The organism is Vibrio sp. 2134-1, assembly GCF_033339495.1.
This window is the reverse complement of record NZ_JAWOUS010000016.1, coordinates 58,287-84,103: the sequence shown is the minus strand read 5'-3', so window position 1 is coordinate 84,103 and position 25,817 is coordinate 58,287. Positions and strand designations below refer to the sequence as shown.

Below are 25,817 nucleotides of genomic sequence, written 5' to 3'. Positions count from 1 at the left end.
TATAAAGTCGCGAGTATCGTGGCGGATGATCTGTATTTGTCATTTATGCACTGACAAATGCGGAGGGGTATTCACACCTCCTGTAATTTCATTCTAATGATTATTAATACAGGATACAGAATTATTATAATTCAAGGGATTATGTAGTATGAGCACTGCCTTTGAAGTCGATAGCAATATCGCAAACATTTTTTCGTCTCAGGTTCCTATCGTTGAGGGAACGTATGACTTAACGCCAGATCAAGTATTGATTGATCAGGCTGAGCATGAATCTGAAGTACGTTCTTATCCACGTCGTTTGCCGATCGCAATTAAACAAGCCTTTGGGTGCTTGGTTGAAGATACGCGTGGACAGATCTTTCTAGACTGCCTTGCGGGGGCAGGCACTCTAGCTTTGGGGTATAACCATCCTGAAATAAACCAAGCTCTGAAAGAGCAATTAGATTCAGGACTGCCATATCAGACGCTAGATATTGCAACATCAGCAAAAACGACGTTTATTCAATCTGTTAAATCTTTTCTTCCTCAAGAGTTAAGCGAGAACAGCGTTATCCAATTTTGTGGCCCGTCTGGAGCTGATGCGGTTGAAGCTGCTATCAAGCTCGCGAAACAGACTACCGGTCGCAACACTATGTTTGCCTTCCGTGGCGCATACCATGGTATGACTAATGGTACGATGGGGATGATGGGTAACTTAGGCACCAAAGCGCGTCGAACTGGTTTGATGTCGGATGTGCACTTTATGCCTTTCCCATACAACCTGCGTTGTCCTTTTGGGCTTGGCGGTGATGAAGGTGCGAAAGCAAGTATTCGCTATATCGATCGTCTTTTAAACGATGATGAGTCAGGCATTATGAAGCCTGCCGCGATTATCGTGGAGCCAGTGCAAGGTGAGGGTGGTGTTGTTCCTGCGCCAGCATTCTGGCTACGAGAGTTACGTCGTATTTGTGATGAACACGGTATCTTACTGATCTTCGATGAGATCCAGTGTGGTGTTGGTAAAACTGGCTACAATTTCGCGTTCGAAGAGTCGGGCATTGTTCCAGATATTCTGTGTTTATCAAAAGCAATTGGTGGAGGCTTACCAATGTCGCTATTGGTTATCAACAAGCAACATGATACATGGAAGCCGGGCGAGCACACAGGTACATTTCGTGGTAACCAGCTAGCTATGGTCTCTGGTGCGAAAGCATTAGAAATTATCCAGCGTGATAATCTTGTTGAGCATGCCAATATTGCGGGTCAGTACTTGCGCTACGGCCTTGAAAGTATTCAAAAGCGTGTGAACTGTATCGCAGAGGTTCGTGGCAAAGGTTTGATGCTAGGCGTGGAGATTAAAAATCCAGACGGTGAGCTCAATAAATTTGGTGAACCTCAAGCGGATAGTGAACTCACACTTTCTATTCAACGCGCAGCACTCGAGCGTGGCTTGATCGTTGAGAAAGGTGGACGCGAAGGCGCAGTAATTCGTTTCCTTCCTCCTCTTATCATCTCGTTTGAGCAAATCGACTTTGCTTTACGTGTATTTGAAGACGCGATTTTAGCCGCTGGCGGTAGTCACATCGAAACTCAGCCACAAGATGAATGGAAGAAGCATTTCATCCACACTGGAGAGATGGGCAGCAATGAATTTGCTTCGGTGATGAATCACACTACTACGGCAATGAAGTCAGTGTTTGAACAAGTGACTGCACCGTATTCAGGTATGGATCCAAAAGCATTGGAAGCAGCGATTCACGACGTTGATCTGGATAATGGAAATGCGCCTCTTAAATCCGTTATCGACGATGCTGCTGAGCTGGTCGCGAAAAACGCAATTTTTACTCAACATCCAGATTGTATTGCTCACCTACATACTCCACCGTTGATGCCAGCGATCGCGGCAGAGGCAATGATTGCGGCTTTGAACCAGTCGATGGACTCATGGGATCAAGCTTCATCAGCGACTTATGTTGAACAGAAAGTTGTGAACTGGTTATGCGATAAATATGAGTTAGGTGCAAAAGCGGACGGTATCTTCACGAGCGGCGGCACGCAAAGTAACCAAATGGGTTTGATGCTTGCGCGAGATTGGATTGCTGACAAACTCAGTGCACACTCAATTCAAAAGCTTGGCCTTCCTGAATACGCAGACAAGCTACGTATTGTATGTTCGAAAAAATCCCACTTCACGGTTCAAAAATCAGCGTCTTGGATGGGATTGGGTGAAAAAGCGGTCATGACCGTCGATGCTAATGCCGATGGAACGATGGATGTCACTAAGTTAGACGAAGTTCTCAATCAGGCCAAAGCAGAAGGTTTAATCCCATTTGCCATTGTTGGCACAGCGGGTACAACGGATCACGGTGCTATTGATGACTTAGACTTTATCGCCGATATGGCAGCGAAACATGACATGTGGATGCACGTCGACGGTGCATACGGTGGAGCTCTGATTCTAAGTAGCCAAAAAACACGTCTGAAAGGTTGTGAGCGTGCACATTCCATCAGCGTAGACTTCCATAAGCTGTTTTACCAAACCATCAGTTGTGGTGCGCTATTGGTAAACGACAAGTCTAACTTTAAATTCCTGCTTCACCATGCAGACTACTTGAACCGCGAACACGACGAACTACCGAACTTGGTGGATAAGTCTATTGCGACAACTAAGCGTTTTGATGCGCTCAAAGTGTTTATGACGATGCAAAGCGTAGGGCCAAAAGCACTAGGCGATATGTATGATCATTTGCTTGAACAGACGCTTGAAGTGGCGGACATGATTCGAGATAACAAACACTTTGAGTTGTTGGCTGAACCATCACTATCTACGGTTCTGTTCCGAGCGACACATGAATCAGCGGATCTTGATGAACTGAACAAAACGTTGCGCTTAGAAGCGTTAACACGCGGTATCGCGGTATTGGGTGAAACCATTGTCGACGATAAAACTGCATTGAAATTTACGATTTTGAACCCGTGTCTGACGACGGCGGACTTTGAATCTTTGCTCTCAAAAATCAATACGCTAGCGGCAGAGCTAGTTTAACAAAGGTAACGGAAAACTATGGCAATTCTACAGATTGGTGCAGGCGGCGTTGGCTGGGTAGTTGCACATAAAGCAGCACAAAACAACGACGTTCTGGGTGATATCACAATCGCATCACGTACCGTAGGTAAGTGTGAGAAAATCATCGAATCGATTCAGAAGAAAAACAATCTGAAAGATTCAACTAAGAAATTAGAAGCGCGAGCGGTAAACGCGGACGACGTAGATTCTTTAGTTGCTTTAATTAAAGAAGTACAACCTGACTTAGTGATCAACGCAGGTCCTCCTTGGGTGAACATGTCTATTATGGAAGCATGTTACCAAGCTAAAGTGTCATACCTTGATACATCTGTTGCGGTTGATTTGTGCTCTGAAGGCCAACAAGTACCTCAAGCTTACGATTGGCAGTGGGGTTACCGTGAGAAGTTTGAAGAAGCGGGCATTACAGGTATTCTTGGTGCTGGTTTCGATCCGGGCGTAGTATCGGTGTTTGCCGCATACGCAGTGAAGCATCTGTTCGATGAAATCGATACTATCGACGTAATGGATGTAAACGCAGGCGACCACGGTAAGAAGTTCGCAACTAACTTTGATCCAGAAACGAACATGCTTGAGATTCAAGGCGATTCGTTCTACTGGGAAAACGGCGAGTGGAAACAAGTACCTTGTCACTCACGTATGCTTGAGTTTGAATTCCCGAATTGTGGTTCACACAAAGTGTACTCAATGGCGCACGACGAAGTTCGATCTATGCAAGAGTTCATCCCGGCGAAACGCATCGAATTCTGGATGGGCTTTGGTGACCGTTACCTAAACTACTTCAATGTGATGCGCGACATCGGTCTACTCAGCCCAGATCCACTAACGCTTCACGACGGTACGGTTGTTCAACCTTTGCACGTGCTAAAAGCACTACTACCAGATCCAACATCACTCGCACCAGGCTACACTGGCCTAACGTGTATCGGTACTTGGGTTCAAGGTAAGAAAGATGGTAAAGAGCGCAGTGTATTTATTTACAACAACGCTGATCACGAAGTCGCATACGAAGATGTTGAACACCAAGCTATCTCATACACCACTGGCGTACCAGCGATCACTGCGGCTTTGCAGTTCTTCCGTGGCAAGTGGGCAGACAAAGGCGTGTTCAACATGGAACAACTAGATCCAGACCCATTCCTAGAAACCATGCCATCTATTGGTCTAGATTGGCATGTTCAAGAACTGGAGCCAGGACAACCTGTTATCCATAAATTGAAGTAAGAATTTAGCGACTCTTATTTGTACGTTTAAGCCGATGCACTTGCGTCGGCTTTGTTCGATTTTATAGTGCCTTTGCTAAGGCGAAGGGACGTAAGGTATCAAAATGCAACAAAACGAACTAAAAACGCCATACTTCATGATCAATGAAGACAAGCTGATTGAGAACCTAGAGAAAGCAAAACAGCTAAAAGACATCTCTGGTGTGAAGCTTGTATTAGCACTGAAGTGCTTCTCAACATGGGGTGTATTCGACATCATCAAGCCTTACCTAGACGGAACAACAAGTTCTGGCCCGTTTGAAGTGAAGCTTGGCTACGAAACGTTTGGTGGTGAGACACACGCATACAGCGTGGGTTACAGCGAAGATGACGTTCGCGATGTGGCGGACATCTCTGACAAGATGATCTTTAACTCTCAGTCACAGCTAGCGGCTTATCGTCATATTGTCGAAGGTAAAGCATCGATTGGCTTGCGCCTGAACCCTGGTGTGAGCTATGCAGGGCAAGACTTAGCAAACCCAGCGCGTCAATTCTCTCGTCTTGGTGTTCAGGCTGATCACATCAAACCGGAAATTTTTGATGGTATTGATGGCGTAATGTTCCACATGAACTGTGAGAACAAAGACGTGGATGCGTTTATCGGTTTACTCGATGCTATTTCAGCTCAGTTTGGCGAGTACCTAGATAAGCTGGACTGGGTAAGCATGGGTGGCGGCGTGTTCTTCACATGGCCGGGGTACGATATCGAGAAGTTGGGGTTAGCACTTAAAGCGTTCTCAGAGAAACACGGCGTACAAATGTATTTAGAGCCGGGTGAAGCGATAATTACTAAGACCACTGATCTCGTTGTAACAGTGGTTGATATTGTAGAGAACGTAAAGAAGACGGCGATTGTCGATTCGGCCACAGAAGCTCACCGCTTAGATACGTTGATCTACAATGAGCCAGCGTCAATTCTTGAAGCATCTGAAAATGGTGAACATGAGTATGTGATCGGCTCGTGCTCTTGTTTGGCTGGTGACCAGTTCTGCGTGGCGAACTTCGAACAGCCTCTAGAGATAGGACAGCGTCTGCATATTCTAGATAGTGCCGGTTACACCATGGTGAAACTGAACTGGTTTAACGGTCTACGTATGCCGTCGGTCTACTGTGAACGCTCGAATGGTGACATTCAAAAACTGAATGAATTTGACTACTCTGATTTCAAACGTTCACTGTCTCAGTGGTCAGTGAAATAAAACGTATTGAGTATTAGAACGACAAAGAGCAGCTGAATTGCTGCTCTTTTTATTGGGGAAGCGTTAAAGGTATGCAGTTAGCTTTCTACAATTACACGAGTGTCTTCACTCAGAGATTCTAACTCATTGGCTATGTCTTCAATTTCTAGCTCGCTAGGTAGTTTTATCGCCATTTTAGCGCTGAATAAGCTAGAGCTTACCCCTCCGCCTCCAGCAATGAATACACGCTGACAATCCATATCTAAAATTGAGATACCTTGATTATCGAGAACGTGAGTAATTTCATTCACAATACCCGCTCTATCGTTGGCATCTAAACGAAGTTGGAAGATAGTGTCTTCACGATATGAATGAGGTTCAGAGTCGACGAACCTAACAACAAGAGTCTGACAAGAAGAGAACGCCTGTTTAACGATGTCGGCATTTTCTCTTGGAAGCTCTACTTTGATGACACCTGCAACTTGGTCTTCGATAAAGTTTACTTTGCTGATCAGCCATTTCCCGCCGTTTTCGTGTGTGATTGCAGCGAGCTCTTTAATCGTGGCGGGTGACGCTTGTCCGACAAAATTAACAATAAATACGGTGTTCATAATGTCCCCTCCTGGAATCAAGGTTTGGACGCAGTACGAATAAACGTGCTACTTAAGTTATTGGAATAAATCCTTTTATTTAGTGTAGGTGCTAAGGGCAGGTAATGTTTGATGAAAGTCAATTTTTAACACTAATTCGTGATGCAAATAATTAAAACAATGTTCAGAGCACAAAAAAGCAGCCATCGTAAGGCTGCTTTTTACCGAGTATCAACTTAGGATTAGAAGGTTACTTTTAACTCGACACCATAAAATTGACTGTCGTAGTTTGCGCCTGCGTCCATGGCGAATTTTGCAACATCTTGATTTCCAAACCAAGGTGATGAATTGAATTGTAGTTCTGCACTACCGCCCCATGCATCAGTTACCCAATAATGAATATGTCCAACAGGGTTTAAGAAGAAGAGCGAAACATCACCTGCGGTTTCAGAGCCCATAACTTCGCCGCCGTTGGCAATAATGTCTTGCTCAGCCGTTAACATCATTTCACCAACAACAGCACCAAAGAACGGTGTGATAAAAATATCCTGCCAAGATGGTACTTCTGCGAACGCCTCTACGCCATACTCCCAAAAGAACGTCGACATAGTTGCGGAGTACAAAAACGACTGAAATTCATTATAGCCAGCGTGACGTGCTGCCGTGTAGTAAACGCCGCCAAAATATGGGTGCATGATGTAGTTGAGGACATGTTCATCACGATCCCAAACGGGGCCGTCAGAGACATTATCTTTCCACTTTTGCCCCAACTTACTCATGTCCCGGTCTTCTTCGTCCCATTTGGTGATACTTTCTGGAAGAAAAGTCATCATGCCTACGGTCGCGATACTGAGACCTAGAATGGTGTAGGTTTGACCCATCAGATAATCCCAGTCTTTATCTTGAGGGATGATGAGATGTTTAGGCTGAAGCCCTGCGTCAAGGTTTAGCGAATCATCATTATTCTGTTCATACATAACACCGCGATTTTGAGCCTCGAAGGTGTACAGAGTCGTCGTTTCGCAGTAACCTGACAAGCAATCAGGTGTGTAAGAAAACTCTGTATGACGGCTTAGGTCATAGTGACTTGCTTGCGCAAGCGCTGACGAAGCCAAGCAAAGGCCTGTTAGAGTCGTCTTGAACATGGATGATTTTGACACAAAGGTCTCCGAGTTAATGGTGTATGTTCGGGCTCGTAATTATCCCTCAAAACATCAATCATTTAAACACTTGACCCTTATTTAGTCCCAACAAACCTCGGCGAGATTTGTCCAAATAAAAAGAAAAATAAGCGCTATAACGAAAATAGGATTGTGCTTACGTTCAGGAGTCAGTTGTGAAAATAGCAATGCTTAGTACTGGTGAGGAAGTCCTCCACGGTGATATTGTTGATACTAATGCGGCATGGTTGTCTAGCCTGTTTTATCAACATGGATTTGGCTTAACAAAGCGCTCAACGGTTGGTGATAGCCTATCGAGTTTGGTTGAAGAGTTTTTAATGCTCAGCTTTAACAACGATGTGGTTATTGTTAATGGTGGTTTAGGCCCTACAACGGATGACATGAGTGCTGCCGCCGCCGCGAGAGCTGCCGATTGTAAACTGGTGCTATTCAAAGAGTGGTTGCAGCATCTAGAAAGTTTGTATGCTCGACGTGGCATCCCTATGCCGGACAGTAATTTAAAGCAAGCAATGCTGCCAGAAGCGGCAGAGATATTGGACAACCCGATAGGCACTGCTTGCGGTTTCAAAATGCTGATTAATGATGCCATTTTTTATTTCACACCGGGTGTACCAAGTGAATTTAAGCTCATGGCAGAGACGCAAATTCTTCCCGATCTGAGAAGAGTGTTTCCCGATGTTCAAGGTTCATGTTGTAGTCGAATCTACACGTTTGGTCTATCTGAATCCGGTATTTCAGATAAGCTAGATCAGCTAAAACTTCCTCAAGGCTATGAGCTAGGGTATCGCTCTTACTTGCCTTTTATTGAAGTGAAACTTTTTGGTCCTTCAGATCAGATTGAACAGCGTTTGAAACTAGTACAGATAATTAATAAACACCTTGAGAGTAATACCGTTAGTATTGACTTACCTATGGTTGAAAATGTCGGCCAGTTGTTGGTCGATAAAGGACTAACGGTGTCGACCTCCGAAAAAAGTAGCGGAGGATACTTAACGTACTGGCTAAACGGCGATGAAAACGCTGAAAAGCAACTAGGGCATGGTTGGATACTACCGAGCCTGACTCAAGCGATGGCCAACAGCGGAGATCCATTAGCAGAAACGTTTGCTCTGGCTGGTGCTACGCGAGAGAAGTGTGGGACGGATTTATCACTCGTTACTGGCCATATTGAAGAGGGTGTTTTTTCCGTCGCTTTATCGACACCGTCAGGCGAGTGGGGAGCGTTATATAAACTCTCGAAAAAGTATCAGCGCAGTGATCAAGTTAAAGTGATCAGCACGGCAGCTCTAGACTTGTTGCGTCGCTACCTAGAACGTAAACCGATGTTTGCGCATTATGCATTTTTAGAGAAAGTTAAAGAGATGCACCTCCCGAGCAGTGCTTTATAACCAAAGCTCTCTACAGTAGTCTGAGAGACAAAAAACAGAGACAAAAAAGCCAAGGTGATTACCTTGGCTTTTGCATTTTATACCGTCGAGTCAACGTTATGCGCGCTGCTTTTCTTTCATCGCGTAGTTAACGCCGCTAAGTGACAAATCTGATTTTGCTTTACAGATACAAGGTAATATTTCATCACTTTGTGTGTAAGCCATGGCAAAACCAACATACTCCACTTCACCAGACTCCAATTTGCAGCGACAGGCGCCGCAGTGCCCATCACGGCAGTTGTATTCTGGTAATAGGCCAGCTTGCTCCATTGTTTCCAAAATCGTATTGGAAGGGTTGGATTCAATGCTGATCAGTTTGTTGATTTTGAGTGTTGCCATTACAGCTCGAATCCTTCGAAGTCATCTGCGCGAACTTCATTGTCAATTTGACCCACAAGGTAAGAAGAGATTTCTGCTTCTTGAGGCGCAACTTGAACGTTATCTGAAGACAACCAAGCGTTAATCCATGGAATTGGGTTGGTTGTTGCTTCTGGATACGCTGCTGGTAGACCTACCGCTTGCATACGAATATTTGTGATGTATTCAACGTATTGGCTTAGGATGTCTTTGTTTAGACCGATCATAGAGCCATCTTTGAATAGATACTCTGCCCACTCTTTTTCTTGCTCAGCCGCTTCTTTGAATAGGTCAAAACAGTCCTGTTTTGCCTCTTCTGCGATTTGCATGAAAGTGAAGTCATCTTGACCGTTACGTAGCAGGTTGATCATGTGCTGCGTGCCGTTTAAGTGAAGTGCTTCGTCACGAGCGATCAGCTTGATGATTTTCGCGTTACCTTCCATTAGTTCGCGTTCTGCGAAAGCGAAAGAACATGCGAAACTGACGTAAAAACGAATAGCTTCTAATGCGTTAACAGACATCAGACAGATGTACAGCTTCTTCTTAAGATCGTACAGACTAACCTTAACCGTTTCACCGTTAAGGACATGCTCACCTTCACCGTAGCGATGGTAATCATTCGTCGCTTGAATCAAATCGTCGTAGTAGTGCGCGATGTCTTTTGCACGCTTCAGAATGTGCTCGTTCTCAACGATATCATCAAACACCACCGCAGGGTCGTTCACGATGTTACGAATAATGTGTGTGTAAGAACGAGAGTGAATCGTTTCAGAGAAAGACCAAGTCTCAATCCAAGTCTCTAGTTCTGGCAGAGACACAAGCGGCAGCAGTGCCACGTTAGGGCTGCGGCCTTGGATAGAGTCAAGAAGCGTTTGGTACTTCAAGTTAGAGATGAAGATGTGCTTCTCGTGATCTGGCAGTTTGTTGTAATCGATACGGTCGCTAGATACGTCTACTTCTTCTGGACGCCAGAAGAAAGAAAGTTGTTTCTCGATAAGTTTTTCGAAAATCTCAAACTTTTGTTGGTCGTAACGTGCAACGTTTACTGATTGACCTAGGAACATTGGTTCCTTCAATTGGTCATTCTTTTTTTGGTTAAAAGTACTGTAAGCCATAATGCCTCAATTCCTTTTAAACCTCCCCGTAAGGGGGAGGTTATCGATAGTCTGTCTTTACGGGTTCGCTAGGTACGGGAAGATTAAATCTTACAACCGCCGCCAGCACAATCGTCATCTTGTGGTTGAACAGCGTCTTTCTGTTCATCTTTCGCGCCATCACGAGTGTTGTGGTAGTAAAGCGTTTTCACACCAAACTTATACGCTGTTAGCAGGTCTTGAAGTAGTTTCTTCATTGGAACTTTGCCAGTCTCGTAACGTGACGGGTCGTAGTTAGTATTAGCAGAGATAGCTTGGTCAACAAACTTCTGCATAATACCCACAAGGTGTAGATAACCGTCGTTCGAACCGATATTCCAAAGCAGTTCATAGCTGTCTTTAAGTTCTGTGAACTCTGGTACAACTTGCTTCAGGATACCGTCTTTCGAAGCTTTTACTGAAACGTAACCACGTGGTGGCTCAATACCGTTAGTTGCGTTTGAAATCTGAGAAGAAGTCTCAGAAGGCATTAGCGCAGTCAGTGTTGAGTTACGTAGGCCGTGCTCCATAATTTCTTTACGTAGGCTGTCCCAGTCGTAGTGCAGCGCTTCGTCACAAATTAGGTCGATATCTTTCTTATACGTATCAATCGGCAGTAAGCCTTTCGCGTAGTTCGTCTCGTCGAATGAAGGACACTTACCTTGTTCTTTCGCCAGTGCTACAGATGCTTTCAATAGGTAGTACTGCATTGCTTCGAACGTACGGTGAGTTAGGCCGTTCGCGCTACCGTCAGAGTATTTCACGCCATTCTTCGCTAAGTAGTAAGCAAAGTTAATCACACCAACACCTAGCGTACGACGGTTCATAGTCGATTTGTATGCCGCTGGTAGAGGGTAATCTTGGTAATCAAGCAGTGCATCTAACGCACGAACAACAAGATCGGATAGCTCTTCGAAATCATCTAGAGACTTGATAGCACCTAAGTTGAATGCAGAAAGCGTACACAGTGCGATCTCGCCTGAGTCATCTTCAACGTTAGTTAATGGTTTCGTTGGCAGTGCGATTTCTAAACATAGGTTCGACTGACGAACTGGAGCGACTTCAGAATCAAATGGGCTGTGAGTATTACAATGGTCCACGTTCTGGATGTAGATACGACCCGTTGATGCACGCTCTTGCATTAGCAGAGTGAACATTTCAATCGCTTTAACCGTTTCTTTCTTGATTGAAGGATCGTTCTCGTACTTCACGTATAGACGCTCAAACTCTTCTTGGTTTTCGAAGAATGCGTCGTACAGACCAGGTACATCAGATGGTGAGAATAGCGTAATATTGCCGCCTTCAACTAAACGTTGGTACATCAGTTTGTTTAACTGAACACCGTAGTCCATGTGACGAACACGGTTTTCTTCAACACCACGGTTGTTCTTAAGTACCATTAGTGAGCGTGCTTCACCGTGCCACATTGGGTAGAACACAGTAGCTGCGCCACCACGTACACCACCTTGTGAACAACATTTTACTGCTGTTTGGAAGTACTTGTAGAACGGAATACAACCAGTGTGGAATGCTTCACCACCGCGAATCTCTGAGCCTAATGCACGGATACGACCTGCGTTGATACCAATACCAGCGCGCTGAGATACGTAACGAACAATTGAGCTTGCTGTTGCGTTAATAGAATCAAGACTGTCTCCACACTCGATCAGAACACATGAGCTGAACTGGCGAGTAGGGGTACGCACGCCAGACATAATTGGCGTAGGTAGAGAAATCTTAAATGTCGATGTCGCATCGTAGAAACGTTTGATGTAATCAAGACGTGTCGCTTTTGGATATTTCGCAAATAAGCACGCTGCTACAAGGATGTATAAGAACTGAGCACTTTCGTAAATTTGGCCCGTAACACGGTTCTGTACGAAGTACTTACCCTCTAGCTGCTTAACTGCCGCGTATGAGAAATTTAGGTCGCGTTTATGGTCGAGGTACGCATCAAGTTCGTCGAGTTCTGCTTTTGTGTAGTCTTCTAGAATATGTTGATCGTACTTACCCATATCGACGAGGCGAGACACGTGATCATAAAGCGTTGGTGGCTCGTATTGGCCATACGCTTTTTTACGCAGATGGAATACCGCTAGGCGAGCAGCTAGGTATTGGTAATCCGGAGTCTCTTCAGAGATCAGGTCTGCCGCAGACTTGATGATTGTCTCGTGAATATCTGTCGTTGTGATGCCGTCGTAAAACTGGATGTGAGCGCGAAGTTCTACTTGAGAAACCGAAACATTATCTAGACCTTCTGCAGCCCAAGTGATAACGCGGTGGATTTTATCCAGATCGATACTTTCTTTACGGCCATCACGCTTGGTGACGGTAAGTTGTTGGTTCATTCTGCTTTATTTCCCTAAGAAAACTGATAAAAGCCGTATTTTTGTTTGTTTATGTGCAATATGAGTAAAGCTTGCGGCGGCTTTGTGATCAAAGTCTATCTATATATTGTCGCTTAAACACAACATATAGGGGTTCATTTGTTTGCGGGTTACAAGATAGTGCTATTACACTGATTTATCAAGGTACAGATCGGGGATGACTTGTGGATAACTGACAAAATGAAAAAAAACAGTAAGTGAACACTAACCGATGAGAAAAGGGCTGACTTGAATGGTTAAAAGTACGGTTTCGAGATCGGTTTAGAAATAACCGCATGCAAAAATATTTTCCTTGATCTTTGGCCGTTTTTATCTACGAAAAATGGCTTGGTCAAAATGGAATCTAGAGCACGAATTTTAGCCATAAAAAGACAAAAAAAGCGGCAACTTTGTGCTACCGCTTCCGATTCATTTTCTTTAAAAAATGTCAATCACAAAACTCATTTTTTAACTTAATAGTGTTCAGTATTTTTTAGTATGAACGATGTAGTTTACATCTACATTACGACCGAGTTTGTAGCTGTCATTTAGAGGGTTGTAATGAAGCCCAGTAATGCCCATTTCCGTCAGGTCAGTTTGGTCTATCATCTTCATCATTTCGGCTGGCTTGATAAACTTATCGTGCTCATGAGTGCCTTCAGGAACAATCTTAAGAAGCTTCTCAGCACCGACAATAGCAAATAAGTACGACTTAATGTTTCGGTTCAAAGTTGAGAAAAACACGTGACCACCGGGTTTGACTAGCGCAGCACAAGAGCGGATAACGGAGAGAGGATCTGGAACGTGTTCAAGCATCTCCATACAAGTCACGACATCGTAAGTTCCTGCGTTTTCTATAGCGTGGTCTTCTATTGTGCTCTGAATGTAGGTCAGTTGAGTGCCTGTTTCTAATGCATGTAGTCGCGCGACTTCTAATGGTTCTTTACCCATATCAAGCCCAGTCACAATAGCGCCTTCTTTTGCCATGCTTTCAGCAAGAATGCCACCACCACAGCCGACATCAAGTGCGCGCTTGCCAAACAAGCCATTTGCTTTTTCAAGTACATAGTTCAAACGAAGTGGGTTAATTTGATGAAGCGGCTTAAACTCGCCTTCTAAATCCCACCATCGAGAAGCCATGTCCTCGAATTTCTTAATTTCACTTGGGTCGACGTTTTGTGCTTTAGTCATAATTGGTTTTATTGCATTCAATCTGAGTCCTTTAGAGGGCGCCAGTATACTCCAACGTTTTACACCCAAACAACCTCGATGTGCTTAGTTAAGGGACAATGACAGAGTTCACTGGCGCGGCAATCGAGACAGGTGCCTGTAATTTGTAAAGCGCTAACTATTGTTTTTGCTTCATCCTTGAACTGGTGCCAGTGACAATAACTCTAAAACCTGCATTTTCGCGTTGTGTGGTTAAAGGAATTTACCTCGCTTTTCCGCGTAAAGGGTCCGATTTTGCTCAATATTGATCGAAATATAACCACTAATCAGAAAGATATGGGATGAGTGTGCAAATTCTCGACATTTGATTCATAACCAAGCTCACAACCTGATAAAAGGAGAGGGAAAGTGATGCCGAAGTGATGAATTGTGTGTTATATTTTTGCACCTTACACGTATCGTAATTACGATCAGATAATAGAGGGATAATGGCTCTATGAGCGATTTAGCTAAAGAGATCACGCCCGTAAACATTGAAGATGAGCTTAGAGGTTCATACCTAGACTATGCGATGTCAGTCATCGTGGGTCGTGCTCTTCCAGATGTGCGTGATGGCCTAAAACCAGTACACCGCCGCGTTTTATTCGCGATGAACGTACTAGGCAACGATTGGAACAAACCATATAAAAAATCAGCCCGTGTTGTCGGCGACGTAATCGGTAAATATCACCCACACGGTGATAGTGCTGTGTACGACACAATCGTACGTATGGCTCAGCCGTTCTCGCTTCGTTACATGCTGGTCGATGGTCAAGGTAACTTTGGCTCGATCGATGGCGACTCTGCTGCGGCAATGCGTTACACCGAAGTTCGAATGGCAAAAATTGCCCATGAACTATTGGCTGACCTAGACAAAGAAACCGTAGACTACGTACCAAACTACGACGGTACTGAGCAGATCCCAGCGGTTCTTCCAACTAAAATTCCAAACCTATTGGTTAACGGTGCTTCTGGTATCGCAGTAGGTATGGCAACCAACATCCCGCCTCATAACCTTGGCGAAGTGATTGATGGCTGTCTTGCATACATCAATAATGAAGAAATCACTATTGATGAACTAATGGATTACATTCCTGGTCCTGATTTCCCAACGGCGGCGCTTATCAGCGGTCGTAAAGGCATTGTAGACGCGTACAAAACAGGTCGCGGCAAAATCTACATGCGTTCGAAAGCGGACATCGAAGTGGAGAAGAATGGTAAAGAGACCATTATCGTCACTGAAATTCCTTACCAGGTGAACAAAGCTCGCTTGATCGAAAAGATCGCTGAGCTAGTTAAAGATAAGAAAGTAGAAGGCATCAGTGCACTGCGCGACGAGTCAGATAAAGACGGTATGCGCATTGTTATTGAGTGTAAGCGCGATGCTGTGGGCGAAGTAGTTCTAAACAACCTTTACGCTCAGACTCAGCTGCAAACCACTTTCGGTATCAACATGGTGGCCCTAAACAATGGCCAGCCACAGCTATTCAACCTAAAAGATATGCTGAAGTGCTTCGTTGATCACCGTCGTGAAGTTGTGACACGTCGTACTATCTTCGAACTGCGTAAAGCGCGTGAACGTGCTCATATCCTTGAAGGTTTAGCTCTAGCGCTTGCTAACATTGATGAAATCATTGAGCTTATCCGTAAGGCACCTACACCGGCTGAAGCAAAAGCGGGTCTTATCGCTCGTGGTTGGGATTTAGGCAACGTTTCAGCAATGCTAGAGCGTGCTGGTACAGATGCTGCGCGCCCTGAATGGCTAGAGCCTGAATATGGTATTCGTGATGGTCAGTACTTCCTGACTGAGCAACAAGCACAAGCTATCCTAGATCTACGTTTACATAAACTAACAGGTCTAGAACACGAGAAGATTCTTGGCGAATACAAAACACTTCTAGAAGAAATCGCTGAACTCATGCATATCCTTGCGAGCACTGAGCGTTTGATGGAAGTGATCCGTGAAGAACTTGAAGCGGTTCGTGACGGCTTTGGTGACGCTCGTCGTACAGAAATCACAGCTGCGAGCCATGATATTGACATGGAAGAGCTGATCGCACGTGAAGACGTTGTGGTTACTCTATCTCACGGTGGTTACGTTAAGTACCAAGTACTGAGCGACTACGAGTCACAGCGCCGTGGTGGTAAAGGTAAGAGTGCGACTAAGATGAAAGATGAAGACCATATCGAGCGTCTTCTAGTGGCGAATACCCACGATAACATCTTGTGTTTCTCTACTCGTGGTAAGACATACCGCCTGAAAGTTTACCAATTGCCTCTAGCGAGCCGTACTGCGCGTGGTAAGCCAATTGTGAACATCCTTCCATTAGAAGAAGGTGAGCGCATTACCGCGATTCTACGTGTTGATGAATTCTCTGAAGACAAATTCATCTTCATGGCAACAGGTGACGGTACGGTTAAGAAAACGCCGTTGAACCAGTTTGCAAACGTACGTTCAAACGGCCTAATCGCTGTGAACCTACGTGAAGACGATTCGTTAATCGGTGTGGATATCACTAACGGCGAAAACGAAATCATGCTGTTCTCTAAAGCGGGTAAAGTGGTTCGCTTTAAAGAAGCAGAAGAGATTCCAGTACTTGATGAAAATGGTAAACCAGTTCTTGATGAGAATGGTCAGCCAGAGATTAAGTTTAAAGGTGTTCGTCCTATGGGTCGTACCGCCTCTGGTGTTCGTGGTATGAAATTGGCTGAAAATGACCAAGTTGTATCACTTATTGTTCCTTCGCACGAAGGCGACATCCTAACGGTTACAGAAAACGGTTATGGTAAACGAACAGCACTTAGCGAGTACCCGACAAAAGGTCGTGGCACTCAAGGTGTAGTTTCTATCAAAGTTTCTGAGCGAAATGGCCCGGTAGTTGGTGCTATCCAGGTTGTTGAAGGTGATGAAATGATGATGATCACCGACGCTGGCACGTTAGTACGTACTCGTGTGGGTGAAGTTAGCCAGGTTGGTCGTAACACACAAGGCGTAACGCTTATCCGTACTGCGGAAGATGAATCAGTTGTTGGTTTGCAACGTATTGAAGAAGTTGATGATGAAGAGCTGCCTGCTGATGAAGATGCAGAAGCGTTAGAGTCAACAGGCGAAAGTACGCAGCAAGACGCTTCAGAAGCTCCAGCTGCTGATGATGCAGAGGAAGGTAACGAAGAGTAATCTTACATCGTTATCCTGATATGAAAAGCCGAGCCTCAGTTGCTCGGCTTTTTTGTATCTGTGTCAACGCATTTAAAGTAAGAAATGCGTACACTGACGTTATCTTTGTTTACAGGACGTGTTATGTCTGTTTGGTTTTTCGCTGCCATCACTCTGATGGGGTTGTTCATCGTACTCTTATCACTGAGTGCATCAAAAGCTAAACCTGCCCAATGGTTTGGTTTTTGCCTGTTAGTACTTGTCGTGACGAGTGCCAGTTTCTTATTGCTGCATCAAACACCGCCTAAACCAATACAAGCGGAAATGTCACGTATGATGACTGCTCGTGACATCATGCAAGAGATTCAGGACCAGCTACGAGAGGATCCAAACAACGCTGAATTGTGGTTCCAACTCGGGCAGGGCTACCTGCTAGAGGGGGAATTTGACGGAGCGTTGATTTGTTTTGATTACGCGATCCAACTGACTGAACCTGTCAGTGCCACGCAACTTGCCGCAAAGGCGACCACTTTATACTACATCCACCAACAATCTATGACGCAAGAAGTCAGCCTGCTTCTGGAGCAAGCTTTGCAGATAGAACCGCACAATGAAGCCGCTTTGTCTTTGATCGCAAATGATCATTTTCTGTCATTCCGATTTCAGGAAGCGATTGATGCCTGGGTACTATTATTAGATTCTAATGATCCAAATTTAGATAGGGTGCAAATCATTAACTCTATTAACAAAGCAAAAGAGCTGTTGTAAGCGTACAATTTAACAAGCAATAGAGGGAAAGGTGGGCAACGAATGAAAAATAAAGCACTAAGCATATTGGTTTTGCTGTGCGGCTCTGTGCTGGCGGGTTGTAGCTCTTCCGATCATTCTGGCTCTTCCTCTACGGTTTATTATTCATCGGGTTACTACGACCCGTGGTGGTGCGATCATGACGACTACTGGATTTATTACTATCCGGGCTGTTGCGATAACGACGATGAATACAAAGAGAAACTGGAAGAGTGGTGGAATGGTTTAGATGAAGACCAACAGCAATCCATCAAAGACAAAGTCGAAGATTGGAAAGACGACGATATGTCCGCCAATATCGATAACATGAAACGCCAACTTGACGATCATTGGCAATCACTGCCTGACGAGCAAAAGCAAGAGATTCGAACCCAATGGGAGAATCGTCCGGAGCATATTGAACCAGCGACTTTACAAGGCAAGGCGGTGAAAGAAAAGGTTCAACAAAGAAAAGCACTGCCGGAAACGAAGATCCAGCGTCCAGTTGCTCGTCCAAATGTGCAGATACCTAAAGCACGTCCAAATATTCAACCTAGACCTAGGCTTCCTCGTCGCTAGTACATTCGATTTTTGTCTCTCGATAGAATCAGGATGAAGAGATAAAGATAATAAAGAAAGAAAAGGGGCGTTCAGTACGCCCCTTGTTGTATCTATAAGTTAACCGTTGCCAGTTAGACTAATACGTGGCTTCGCGTTCAGCTGCTGCTTTATCCCACTCTGGCGCTACTGTTTCTAGGAAGTGTTTCTTGTCTGCGTTCATCTTATCCATATCCATGCCTAGTGCTTGTTGTGCTTTCGCTTTGGTCGAGATATCTGGAATTTGAACAGGGTCAGTAATGCCTTTGGTTGCCAGTAAACGAACCAATTTGGTACGGGCGTCAGCAGCGCGGTCAACTGCAGTACCTAGTACTTCAAGTGCTACCTCAGGAGCATGCATGTGAACACCGTGAGAAGCAATCGCGTAGTCCCAACGCCATTGTGCATGGCGAATATCTTGTAGGATAGGTTCCATCTCTGCTTCTGTTGCACCTGCTTTCCACGCTGCGCCTGCTTCAAAGTGTGCCGCTACGATTTGCTTCTCGGCGGTTAGCTTCATGTTCAGTACTTGCGCTTTGCGAGTCGAGACGATGCCTTGTAGCTGCTCTTTAGTTTGGGTATGGCATTGCGCACAGGTGTCTTCAAAACGATCAAATGGGTTACCCACTTTGTGGTCTGTGTACACCGTACCGTCTTCTTTGGTCACTTTAGGCATGTGGCAGTCCACACACACCACTTTGTTTTTACCATGAATACCCGCTCTCCAAGTTTCGAAACCTGGATGTTGCGCTTTTAGCATCGGCGCTTTAGATACGGCATGCGTCCAATCTTTGAAATTCAACGCGTCGTAGTATTTCTCCATGTCATTAACGGTGGTGCCCATATCCCATGGGAATTTAACCGCTTTAGTTGGGCCGGTGAAGTAGTATTCAACGTGACATTGAGCGCAGACCGATGCTTGCTTATCTAGGCGAGACTGTTCATCAAAGTTTTTACCAATAGTATCAAAAGCACGCTCGACGTATGGGCGAGTCAGTGCTAGCGCAGGTTCGCCTTTCTTGAAGGCTTCAGAGCCTGTGTTGTGGCAATCGGAACAACCGATAGGGTTGACGATTTCTGAGCCTAAGCGTGCCCATTTACCTTCGAAATAACCGTCTTCACCACGTTCATCAATCACGCGAGCAACGTCAGGGCTTTTACAGCTCCAACAGGCCATTGGCATAGGCCCGGACTTCTCGTCGGTTGGTGCGCCGGTACGTAAGGTTTGACGAACATCATCAAGTGCGTAAAAGTGACCGCGCGCTTTGTTGTAGTCTTTTGCGAAGCCGTAGCCAGCCCATAAGATCACCATGTTTGGGTCTTCACTTAGAGCATCTTCAATGTGCTCACTTTCGGATGTTGCTTTCCAAGAGTGGTATTGGTCGGGATGGTTCTGTTCAAAGGCGTCATTTCGAGGATCGATGAGGCCTTTTTCTTCTGCCGCCAACGGAGCGCCGACCAAAAATAATTGGCTGGCGAATAAGGTCGCAACCGCGATAGGTGCGCTCATCCAGTGTTTTATGCTCACGGTGTTATCTCCATATTCGTTTTTATTAGCAGCGTTGTGAGAAGCTATTCCAAATAAGAACTGGAGATCTACGATTAATAATATTGCTTAATTGGATAGATGAAATAGTGAGTGAATCTTGTCTTGTTTTAGATCAATTTACACCAGTGATCTCAGTCATGTTTGAATTTATATACCTCTAAAGTGGTAGTTATTAAGTCATTGTTCTGCAATGCTTTGGGGTTTTAACCTTTTTAAAAATAGGGTGATTTAGTTCGCTTTTTGAGCAGGCGTTTCTACCCCTTATGAATAATAGAGGTATTATAAATATAGGTTTAGCGTTGTGGCTTTCCGAAATAAGAATTGATGTCATTTGAAGATCTAAAAAATATCTTCAGAGGAAATTAATTTTCGCTCAAATAAATAATTGAGAATAGTTATCAATTATTATCGAGCTAAGGAAAGAACAATATGGGCAATATAAAATTGACCATAGAGGCAATGCTGAAACTTCTCTTCGTCTTTGCCATCTATGGTTTCTCCATCGCCGCCCATGCGACTTCTTCAGAGCCGATTGAAGGTGCTCAAGCTGAGCGTCATCAAGTCGAGTTGATCCGTGACCGAGACTACAAGTGTCTTCAATGTCATAAGGACGCCAAAGAGACTCTGAATCTATCGCATGATTCGCAAGCGTTATTGAGTCAAGGTAAGCAACTCAATTGCACTAACTGCCATAGCAACATCGGCCCTGATCACCGTGAAGGCTCGCCTGATGTGATTAAGTTTTCTGCCGCGCAATCGAAAGAGGTACACGACAAAGTGTTCCTTGATCCAAGCATGATTCTTAAAGCCAACAGCCGATGTGTGGATTGCCATGCACCGACACAACTGAGAGAAAGCCACTGGACGCACGATGTGCACGCCAAAAACCTCACTTGTTCAAATTGCCACGATGTACACGCAGCGAAAACCAAAGCGTTGTCGTACGACAGAAAACAACTGATCAAGCAGTGTGTGGATTGTCACTCTGAATTTGCCGTCGAACCTGAACTTGCCAAAGAAGAGGAGAGATAGCATGAAATGTTCGAGAAGAAACTTTTTAGCCGGCAGCGGCGCGTTGATTTTAACTACAGGCGTTGCAGGCACTTCCGTTGTTAGCTCCTCTCTTTATGCCAGCAACCGTGAACAAGCGAAACGCATGGGTATGGTTCATGATGAAAATGCCTGCATTGGCTGTACCGCTTGTACCGATGCTTGTCGCGAAGTAAATAAAGTCCCTGAAGGCGTAACGCGACTTAAAATTCATCGCAGTGAACCGATTGGCGAATTTCCAGATGTGGAATACCAGTTTACTCGCGAATCCTGTCAGCACTGTGATAACCCACCATGTGTGTACGTTTGTCCAACAGGCGCTGCATACAAAGATGAAGCGACCGGCATCGTGGATGTGCACAAAGAGAAATGTGTCGGATGTGGTTATTGCCTTGCCGCTTGCCCTTACCAAGTGCGCTTCTTTAATCCAGTCGATCACTCTGCGGATAAATGTAACTTCTGCCGTGATACCAACCTAGCGCAAGGTAAGCAGCCAGCTTGCGTGGAATCTTGCCCAACAAAAGCACTCATCTTTGGTGATTTGAATGACCCAACTAGCGAGGTGAGCAAAGCTATCGAAAGCCATGTTGTCTATCGCGATAAATCGCATTTAGGTACGCAACCTAAACTGTACAAAATTCCGCATAGCAAAGGGGAGGTGTCATCATGAACGGCTTCGAAAGTGCATTCCACTTTGACTCGTTAGTCTGGGATTGGATCATCGCGATTTACTTATTCCTTGCTGGGATGTCAGCGGGTGCGGTGATGATTTCAATCTATTTAAAACGCAAAGTGATTGAAGGTGATCCTGCAAACAACGGCATCATGAAAGCGATGGCTTGGCTCGCACCATTTGGCATCATTGCTGGGTTGGTAATTTTGATTTTCCATTTAACCAAGCCTTTAGAGTTTTGGAAGATCATGATCTACTACAACCCAACGTCGGTAATGTCGATGGGCGTGATCTTGTTCCAAGTGTACATGATCGTGTTGTTTGTTTGGATTGGCGTTATCTTCCGCCATCAAATCATCAGCTTCTGTGAAGGGAAGTTACCAAGCAAACTGCTGGATTTTGCCGATGGCATTTTGATTAAGGCGGGGAAAGCCAACAACGCCATTGAATTGTTCTTGGGCTTCTTAGCCATCGTACTTGCAGCGTACACTGGCTTTCTATTGTCTGCGTTGAAGACTTATCCAATGCTAAACAATCCAGTACTGCCAATCTTGTTCCTGTTCTCTAGTTTGTCCTCGGGCGCAGCGGCATGCTTGATGTTCGGCATCTTGGTGTTTAAAGAGTCGACCAGCAGCCCAAGTGTATCTTGGGTGCACGGATTTGAACGCCCAGTAGTGTTGTTTGAGTTGTTTGTCTTAGTGACCTTCTTTACTGGACTGATCTTCAGCGGTGGTCAGAACGAAGTCGCGGCTTGGAATGCAATTTCGAGTGGATTCTGGGCTCAATGGTTCTGGGTTGGGGTAGTGTTCATCGGCATGATAACGCCTTTGACTCTCAATTGGTTGACGCCTTCTGAAGTGCGCCACAAAGGCAGTTACGTTTTTGTGGTCACGACGTTGAGCTTGGTCGGCGTACTTATGCTGCGTACTTTCATTCTCTATGCCGGTCAAATGACCATAGTGTAAGGGGGAAAAATGGAGGCTGAGCTAGGGTTCTTCTTACTGATATTGGTGGCTGTAACGTCGACTTGTGCATCTTGGCTGCATTGGCTACGTCGTGCTATGGGTAAGAAGGCGACATTGCCGCATCAAGTCGCGATGTCCCAAATCATTAGCTTAGCTTCCATCATTTGTTTAGCACTTCTGATCGTCTGCTTCGTGCAAGACAACTTCGCGTTGGAATATGTTGTTACGCATTCCAACAGTCAACTTCCCGTGGCGTTCAAAATTGCTGCCGCTTGGGGTGGGCACCAAGGCTCTATGTTGTTTTGGGTCGTCACCTTGAGTTTATGGGCGTCGTTTATTGCATTTAAGTCACCGCTCAATGCCCAATATACTTGCGACTGTTTAGGAATCATGAACGTTCTGATTGGGACGTTTGCATGGTTCACGTTAATGACCTCTAACCCGTTCGAATATGCCCAAGTATTGGCGTCGGAAGGGCGAGATCTAAATCCAATGTTGCAAGATGTTGGGCTTATCATTCATCCACCATTGCTTTATCTCGGTTATGTTGGTTACGCAGCAATATTAGCTTTTGCATTAGCGGCGCTATTGGGTAAACAACCGATGAGCGATTGGTATGTGGTCGCTCGAAGCGCAGCGTTTTTTGCATGGGGAACGCTCACGTTGGGTATCTTGGTCGGATCATGGTGGGCGTACAATGAGTTAGGGTGGGGCGGATGGTGGTTTTGGGACCCTGTGGAGAACGCTTCTTTACTCCCTTGGCTTACGGGTACTGCTTTGTTGCACAGCGGTGTTGTCGCAACACGTAACAGAGGCGCAATTTGGAGCACCTATGCACTGGCGTTTGCTACGTTCAGCCTAAGCATTTTAGGGACATTCGTGGTGCGCTCTGGCGTGCTGACTTCAGTGCATGCTTTTGCGGTGGACCCAACTAAGGGTTTAGTGCTGCTTGGTGTATTGAGCTCGCTTATCATCATCACTTTTGGCGTATTGATTTTGCAAGGAGAACAACTCCCTCGCTTCAAACTTCAATCTCTAGCGAGCCGAGCTTACGCTGCTTATATCGCCAAAGGACTATTGGTTATTGCGACTGCCATCGTTTTTCTTGGCACTTTTTATCCGATGGTTTATCAATTGTTCGGCTTAGGGAATATTTCAGTTGGCGCACCTTACTTTAATAGTCTGATCTTCCCATTAAGCATACTGGCTCTGATTGCCTTAGCTTTGATGCCGGTGCTGAAGTGGACAAAAGGCACAGTTCCGAGTGGAAGCACTGATATCGCGATTAGTATTGCGTTATCTCTAGTCTCTGGGATCGGGTTTATGTTCTCAGTGAACGTACTGCATTTCGAAGTATTGCTAACCATAATATTGGCTACTTGGGTGATTGTGGCGCATCTCGTTATGCTGTTTCGTTGTTCCAATAAGCGCAAACTCATGCCAATCGTGATGGCACATATCGGTTTTGCGCTGGCGGTGAGTGGAGCTGTATTCAACAGTCACTACTCATATGAACATAATTTACGTGTCGAACCCGGCAGTTCTCAACAAAGGGCGGGGATCACTATCGATTATCATGGTATCGAATGGCTGGTGGGGCCAAACTACACCGCGGAACAAGGACAGATCACCTTGCACTTGGAAGATGGCCGCATGCTCAATTTCAACCCGCAAAAGCGTCATTACCCTGTGCGAGTGATGAATATGACCGAGCCTGCGATTCGTTCACTATGGCATGGCGATTATTACGTGACATTGGGTGACAAAGTCGATACTCATGCTTATGCGATTAAAGTTCAGTACCGCGCAGGTATTTGGTGGATATGGTCTGGCGGGCTACTAGCTGTGTTTGGTGCGCTATTAACCGGCCTAAAGAAAAGGAGAGAGGCTATCAATGCGATCGAGAAATACGCTTAAACTCGCAGGTCTGTTTGTGGCTGTTGCCGTGTTTGCTGTAGTAACTGCGGTGGCTTTGTCTGAGCGACCACATGTTGAATTGTCCCCACAACGAAATTTAGATGCACCTAATTTTCGCTCTACTTCTCTGATCTCTGATGACATGGTTTCTGAGCAGTTGTTCAAAAGCGACGGATATAAATTATTGAATGTTTGGGCATCTTGGTGCGGAGTATGCAAACGAGAGCATGAAGAATTATTGCAGTTAGCAGAACTCGGTGTGCCTATTATTGGGCTGAATTATAGAGATCAAAAACAAGCCGCTCGTGAATATTTGAGCTCTAAACGAAATCCATATATTGAAGTAATTAGTGACCCTAATGGAAAGCTCGCTGTGGAGCTAGGTGTTATCGGAACGCCGGAAACTTACTTGATTGATCCAAATGGTCGTATATTGATCAAATATCGTGGAGAGCTAACGGCAGATAAATGGAACGATATATTTTCAGGATACTTGAATGTTTCGATTTAATAATCTTCTCCTCACTTTAATCCTATTTATACTATTTTCTCCTTTCACGAGAAGTGCGGATATAGAACAGAATGTTGATCTGTTTGAATTTCATTCCGTTGAAGTGCAACAGCGTGCAACCTCGTTAGCCAAGGCATTACGCTGCCCGCAGTGTCAAAACCAAAACCTTGTCGAGTCTAATGCACAAGCGGCTAAAGACCTGAGGTTGAAAGTGTATACGATGGCCAATGAAGGCAGCTCAGATCAAGAAATAAAGGACTATCTAGTTGCTCGTTATGGGAATATTGTTCTGTACCAACCACCATTAAATTATTCCACGGCGCTGTTGTGGATCTTTCCTGTGCTATTTTTGATCTTTTTTGTCTTATATTCGATCCGAATGGTGAAGCGTAATTAATGTGACCGTTATTCCACTATTAAAAATAAATTGTGCACTTAACAAGCAGAATGTTATCATTTTTCCGAATTTATGAAGTTTCCAGTATAAAGAAAATAAAAATTTTGAGCTGGATAAGTAATAAAAGAACGAAATAGGTGCACGCAGTGGATTCAGTTATATTACAACTTAAAAAAGACTTCTATTCGCAGATTCGTGCATTGCAATCACCGAACCTGCCTCAAGTTACTTCAACGCTCGCCGTGTTGACCGACGAGGAAATCCAAGAACTCGAAGCAGTTTGGATTGAACTCGCCGTTTGGAAGCGCAGTCAGACCCATTAAAAGATAGACCAAACGACCTTCTTGAAACCCCAGACAAAATTTGTCTGGGGTTTTTTATTGTAGTTTTTTTAAATTGTTATAATATAACAATTGTTCAGTTGGAGAGTGTTTCTCTTTTGCTGTCT

The 25,817-nt window shown here is 44.8% G+C and carries 21 protein-coding genes; 14 read left to right on the top strand and 7 right to left on the bottom strand.

Annotated features, from left to right (window positions below):
• Window positions 1-148 precede the first annotated feature (148 nt).
• The 3 genes from R7R78_RS17375 (at window position 149) to nspC (ending at window position 5,525) form a co-directional block, all read left to right on the top strand.
• Window positions 149-3,025, top strand: a complete 2,877-nt coding sequence (locus R7R78_RS17375) for a pyridoxal phosphate-dependent class III aminotransferase (protein WP_047103278.1) — start codon at window positions 149-151, stop codon at window positions 3,023-3,025.
• An 18-nt stretch (window positions 3,026-3,043) separates the two neighbouring features.
• Window positions 3,044-4,288: a carboxynorspermidine synthase gene (locus R7R78_RS17370; RefSeq protein ID WP_012841628.1), complete on the top strand. Its 1,245-nt coding sequence runs from the start codon at window positions 3,044-3,046 to the stop codon at window positions 4,286-4,288.
• A gap of 103 nt (window positions 4,289-4,391) precedes the next feature.
• Complete coding sequence (gene nspC, locus R7R78_RS17365) at window positions 4,392-5,525, top strand: carboxynorspermidine decarboxylase (protein WP_213906759.1); 1,134 nt, start codon at window positions 4,392-4,394, stop codon at window positions 5,523-5,525.
• A gap of 77 nt (window positions 5,526-5,602) precedes the next feature.
• Here the strand turns inward: nspC and R7R78_RS17360 are convergent, their stop codons facing one another.
• Both R7R78_RS17360 and R7R78_RS17355 read right to left on the bottom strand, forming a co-directional pair.
• Window positions 5,603-6,115: a glycine cleavage system protein R gene (locus R7R78_RS17360; RefSeq protein WP_005376814.1), complete on the bottom strand. Its 513-nt coding sequence runs from the start codon at window positions 6,113-6,115 to the stop codon at window positions 5,603-5,605.
• 221 nt (window positions 6,116-6,336) lie between these two features.
• The gene (locus R7R78_RS17355; RefSeq protein WP_033905662.1) at window positions 6,337-7,239 is read right to left on the bottom strand and encodes a DUF3943 domain-containing protein; all 903 of its coding nucleotides are present in this window, start codon (window positions 7,237-7,239) and stop codon (window positions 6,337-6,339) included.
• A gap of 191 nt (window positions 7,240-7,430) precedes the next feature.
• Between R7R78_RS17355 and R7R78_RS17350 the strand changes: the two genes are divergently transcribed.
• Window positions 7,431-8,663: a CinA family nicotinamide mononucleotide deamidase-related protein gene (locus R7R78_RS17350; RefSeq protein ID WP_225474051.1), complete on the top strand. Its 1,233-nt coding sequence runs from the start codon at window positions 7,431-7,433 to the stop codon at window positions 8,661-8,663.
• Between the two features lie 96 nt (window positions 8,664-8,759).
• Here the strand turns inward: R7R78_RS17350 and yfaE are convergent, their stop codons facing one another.
• The 4 genes from yfaE to ubiG form a co-directional block, all read right to left on the bottom strand.
• Window positions 8,760-9,041: a class I ribonucleotide reductase maintenance protein YfaE gene (gene yfaE, locus R7R78_RS17345; protein ID WP_005376817.1), complete on the bottom strand. Its 282-nt coding sequence runs from the start codon at window positions 9,039-9,041 to the stop codon at window positions 8,760-8,762.
• A complete protein-coding gene (gene nrdB / locus R7R78_RS17340; RefSeq protein WP_005376818.1) occupies window positions 9,041-10,174 on the bottom strand; it encodes a class Ia ribonucleoside-diphosphate reductase subunit beta in 1,134 nt (377 codons plus the stop codon). Before nrdB ends, yfaE begins: the two co-directional genes overlap by 1 nt.
• An 83-nt stretch (window positions 10,175-10,257) precedes the next feature.
• Entirely contained in the window at window positions 10,258-12,540 is a 2,283-nt protein-coding gene (nrdA, locus tag R7R78_RS17335) for a class 1a ribonucleoside-diphosphate reductase subunit alpha (protein ID WP_005376819.1), read from the bottom strand.
• A 501-nt stretch (window positions 12,541-13,041) separates the two neighbouring features.
• Window positions 13,042-13,749: a bifunctional 2-polyprenyl-6-hydroxyphenol methylase/3-demethylubiquinol 3-O-methyltransferase UbiG gene (gene ubiG / locus R7R78_RS17330; RefSeq protein WP_005376820.1), complete on the bottom strand. Its 708-nt coding sequence runs from the start codon at window positions 13,747-13,749 to the stop codon at window positions 13,042-13,044.
• Window positions 13,750-14,224: 475 nt separating this feature from the next.
• Between ubiG and gyrA the strand changes: the two genes are divergently transcribed.
• The 3 genes from gyrA (at window position 14,225) to R7R78_RS17315 (ending at window position 18,289) form a co-directional block, all read left to right on the top strand.
• A complete protein-coding gene (gene gyrA, locus R7R78_RS17325) occupies window positions 14,225-16,945 on the top strand; it encodes a DNA topoisomerase (ATP-hydrolyzing) subunit A (RefSeq protein ID WP_225474050.1) in 2,721 nt (906 codons plus the stop codon).
• A gap of 123 nt (window positions 16,946-17,068) precedes the next feature.
• Window positions 17,069-17,692 carry a tetratricopeptide repeat protein gene (locus R7R78_RS17320; protein WP_225474049.1) on the top strand — a complete coding sequence of 208 codons (624 nt, stop codon included), beginning with the start codon at window positions 17,069-17,071 and terminating at the stop codon, window positions 17,690-17,692.
• A gap of 42 nt (window positions 17,693-17,734) precedes the next feature.
• Window positions 17,735-18,289 carry a hypothetical protein gene (locus R7R78_RS17315; RefSeq protein ID WP_225474048.1) on the top strand — a complete coding sequence of 185 codons (555 nt, stop codon included), beginning with the start codon at window positions 17,735-17,737 and terminating at the stop codon, window positions 18,287-18,289.
• A gap of 118 nt (window positions 18,290-18,407) precedes the next feature.
• Here the strand turns inward: R7R78_RS17315 and nrfA are convergent, their stop codons facing one another.
• Window positions 18,408-19,835 carry an ammonia-forming nitrite reductase cytochrome c552 subunit gene (gene nrfA / locus R7R78_RS17310; protein ID WP_213874770.1) on the bottom strand — a complete coding sequence of 476 codons (1,428 nt, stop codon included), beginning with the start codon at window positions 19,833-19,835 and terminating at the stop codon, window positions 18,408-18,410.
• 450 nt (window positions 19,836-20,285) lie between these two features.
• On the opposite strand from nrfA, the gene nrfB reads away from it, so the two are divergent.
• The 7 genes from nrfB (at window position 20,286) to R7R78_RS17275 (ending at window position 25,692) form a co-directional block, all read left to right on the top strand.
• The gene (nrfB, locus tag R7R78_RS17305) at window positions 20,286-20,888 is read left to right on the top strand and encodes a cytochrome c nitrite reductase pentaheme subunit (protein WP_225474047.1); all 603 of its coding nucleotides are present in this window, start codon (window positions 20,286-20,288) and stop codon (window positions 20,886-20,888) included.
• A 1-nt stretch (window position 20,889) separates the two neighbouring features.
• Window positions 20,890-21,576, top strand: a complete 687-nt coding sequence (gene nrfC / locus R7R78_RS17300) for a cytochrome c nitrite reductase Fe-S protein (RefSeq protein ID WP_086046905.1) — start codon at window positions 20,890-20,892, stop codon at window positions 21,574-21,576.
• Window positions 21,573-22,544: a cytochrome c nitrite reductase subunit NrfD gene (gene nrfD, locus R7R78_RS17295; protein ID WP_213969741.1), complete on the top strand. Its 972-nt coding sequence runs from the start codon at window positions 21,573-21,575 to the stop codon at window positions 22,542-22,544. The genes nrfC and nrfD overlap by 4 nt, the downstream gene beginning before the upstream one ends.
• Before the next feature lie 9 nt (window positions 22,545-22,553).
• Window positions 22,554-24,461 carry a heme lyase CcmF/NrfE family subunit gene (locus tag R7R78_RS17290; protein WP_225474046.1) on the top strand — a complete coding sequence of 636 codons (1,908 nt, stop codon included), beginning with the start codon at window positions 22,554-22,556 and terminating at the stop codon, window positions 24,459-24,461.
• Window positions 24,439-24,972 (top strand): DsbE family thiol:disulfide interchange protein, encoded by a 534-nt coding sequence (locus R7R78_RS17285; protein ID WP_005376839.1) that lies wholly within the window; start codon window positions 24,439-24,441, stop codon window positions 24,970-24,972. The genes R7R78_RS17290 and R7R78_RS17285 overlap by 23 nt, the downstream gene beginning before the upstream one ends.
• Window positions 24,959-25,369: a heme lyase NrfEFG subunit NrfF gene (nrfF, locus tag R7R78_RS17280; RefSeq protein WP_053306573.1), complete on the top strand. Its 411-nt coding sequence runs from the start codon at window positions 24,959-24,961 to the stop codon at window positions 25,367-25,369. Before R7R78_RS17285 ends, nrfF begins: the two co-directional genes overlap by 14 nt.
• A 146-nt stretch (window positions 25,370-25,515) precedes the next feature.
• Window positions 25,516-25,692, top strand: a complete 177-nt coding sequence (locus R7R78_RS17275) for a hypothetical protein (protein WP_020480909.1) — start codon at window positions 25,516-25,518, stop codon at window positions 25,690-25,692.
• Window positions 25,693-25,817 lie beyond the last annotated feature (125 nt).

What these genes read in the sequence shown, in the direction of transcription:
- R7R78_RS17375 (WP_047103278.1), top strand. Translation starts at nt 149, where the DNA reads ATGAGCACTGCCTTTGAAGTCGATAGCAATATCGCAAACATTTTTTCG.
- R7R78_RS17370 (WP_012841628.1), top strand. Translation starts at nt 3,044, where the DNA reads ATGGCAATTCTACAGATTGGTGCAGGCGGCGTTGGCTGGGTAGTTGCA.
- nspC (WP_213906759.1), top strand. Translation starts at nt 4,392, where the DNA reads ATGCAACAAAACGAACTAAAAACGCCATACTTCATGATCAATGAAGAC.
- R7R78_RS17360 (WP_005376814.1), bottom strand. Translation starts at nt 6,115, where the DNA reads ATGAACACCGTATTTATTGTTAATTTTGTCGGACAAGCGTCACCCGCC.
- R7R78_RS17355 (WP_033905662.1), bottom strand. Translation starts at nt 7,239, where the DNA reads ATGTTCAAGACGACTCTAACAGGCCTTTGCTTGGCTTCGTCAGCGCTT.
- yfaE (WP_005376817.1), bottom strand. Translation starts at nt 9,041, where the DNA reads ATGGCAACACTCAAAATCAACAAACTGATCAGCATTGAATCCAACCCT.
- nrdB (WP_005376818.1), bottom strand. Translation starts at nt 10,174, where the DNA reads ATGGCTTACAGTACTTTTAACCAAAAAAAGAATGACCAATTGAAGGAA.
- nrdA (WP_005376819.1), bottom strand. Translation starts at nt 12,540, where the DNA reads ATGAACCAACAACTTACCGTCACCAAGCGTGATGGCCGTAAAGAAAGT.
- ubiG (WP_005376820.1), bottom strand. Translation starts at nt 13,749, where the DNA reads ATGACTAAAGCACAAAACGTCGACCCAAGTGAAATTAAGAAATTCGAG.
- gyrA (WP_225474050.1), top strand. Translation starts at nt 14,225, where the DNA reads ATGAGCGATTTAGCTAAAGAGATCACGCCCGTAAACATTGAAGATGAG.
- R7R78_RS17320 (WP_225474049.1), top strand. Translation starts at nt 17,069, where the DNA reads ATGTCTGTTTGGTTTTTCGCTGCCATCACTCTGATGGGGTTGTTCATC.
- R7R78_RS17315 (WP_225474048.1), top strand. Translation starts at nt 17,735, where the DNA reads ATGAAAAATAAAGCACTAAGCATATTGGTTTTGCTGTGCGGCTCTGTG.
- nrfB (WP_225474047.1), top strand. Translation starts at nt 20,286, where the DNA reads ATGGGCAATATAAAATTGACCATAGAGGCAATGCTGAAACTTCTCTTC.
- nrfC (WP_086046905.1), top strand. Translation starts at nt 20,890, where the DNA reads ATGAAATGTTCGAGAAGAAACTTTTTAGCCGGCAGCGGCGCGTTGATT.
- nrfD (WP_213969741.1), top strand. Translation starts at nt 21,573, where the DNA reads ATGAACGGCTTCGAAAGTGCATTCCACTTTGACTCGTTAGTCTGGGAT.
- R7R78_RS17290 (WP_225474046.1), top strand. Translation starts at nt 22,554, where the DNA reads ATGGAGGCTGAGCTAGGGTTCTTCTTACTGATATTGGTGGCTGTAACG.
- R7R78_RS17285 (WP_005376839.1), top strand. Translation starts at nt 24,439, where the DNA reads ATGCGATCGAGAAATACGCTTAAACTCGCAGGTCTGTTTGTGGCTGTT.
- nrfF (WP_053306573.1), top strand. Translation starts at nt 24,959, where the DNA reads ATGTTTCGATTTAATAATCTTCTCCTCACTTTAATCCTATTTATACTA.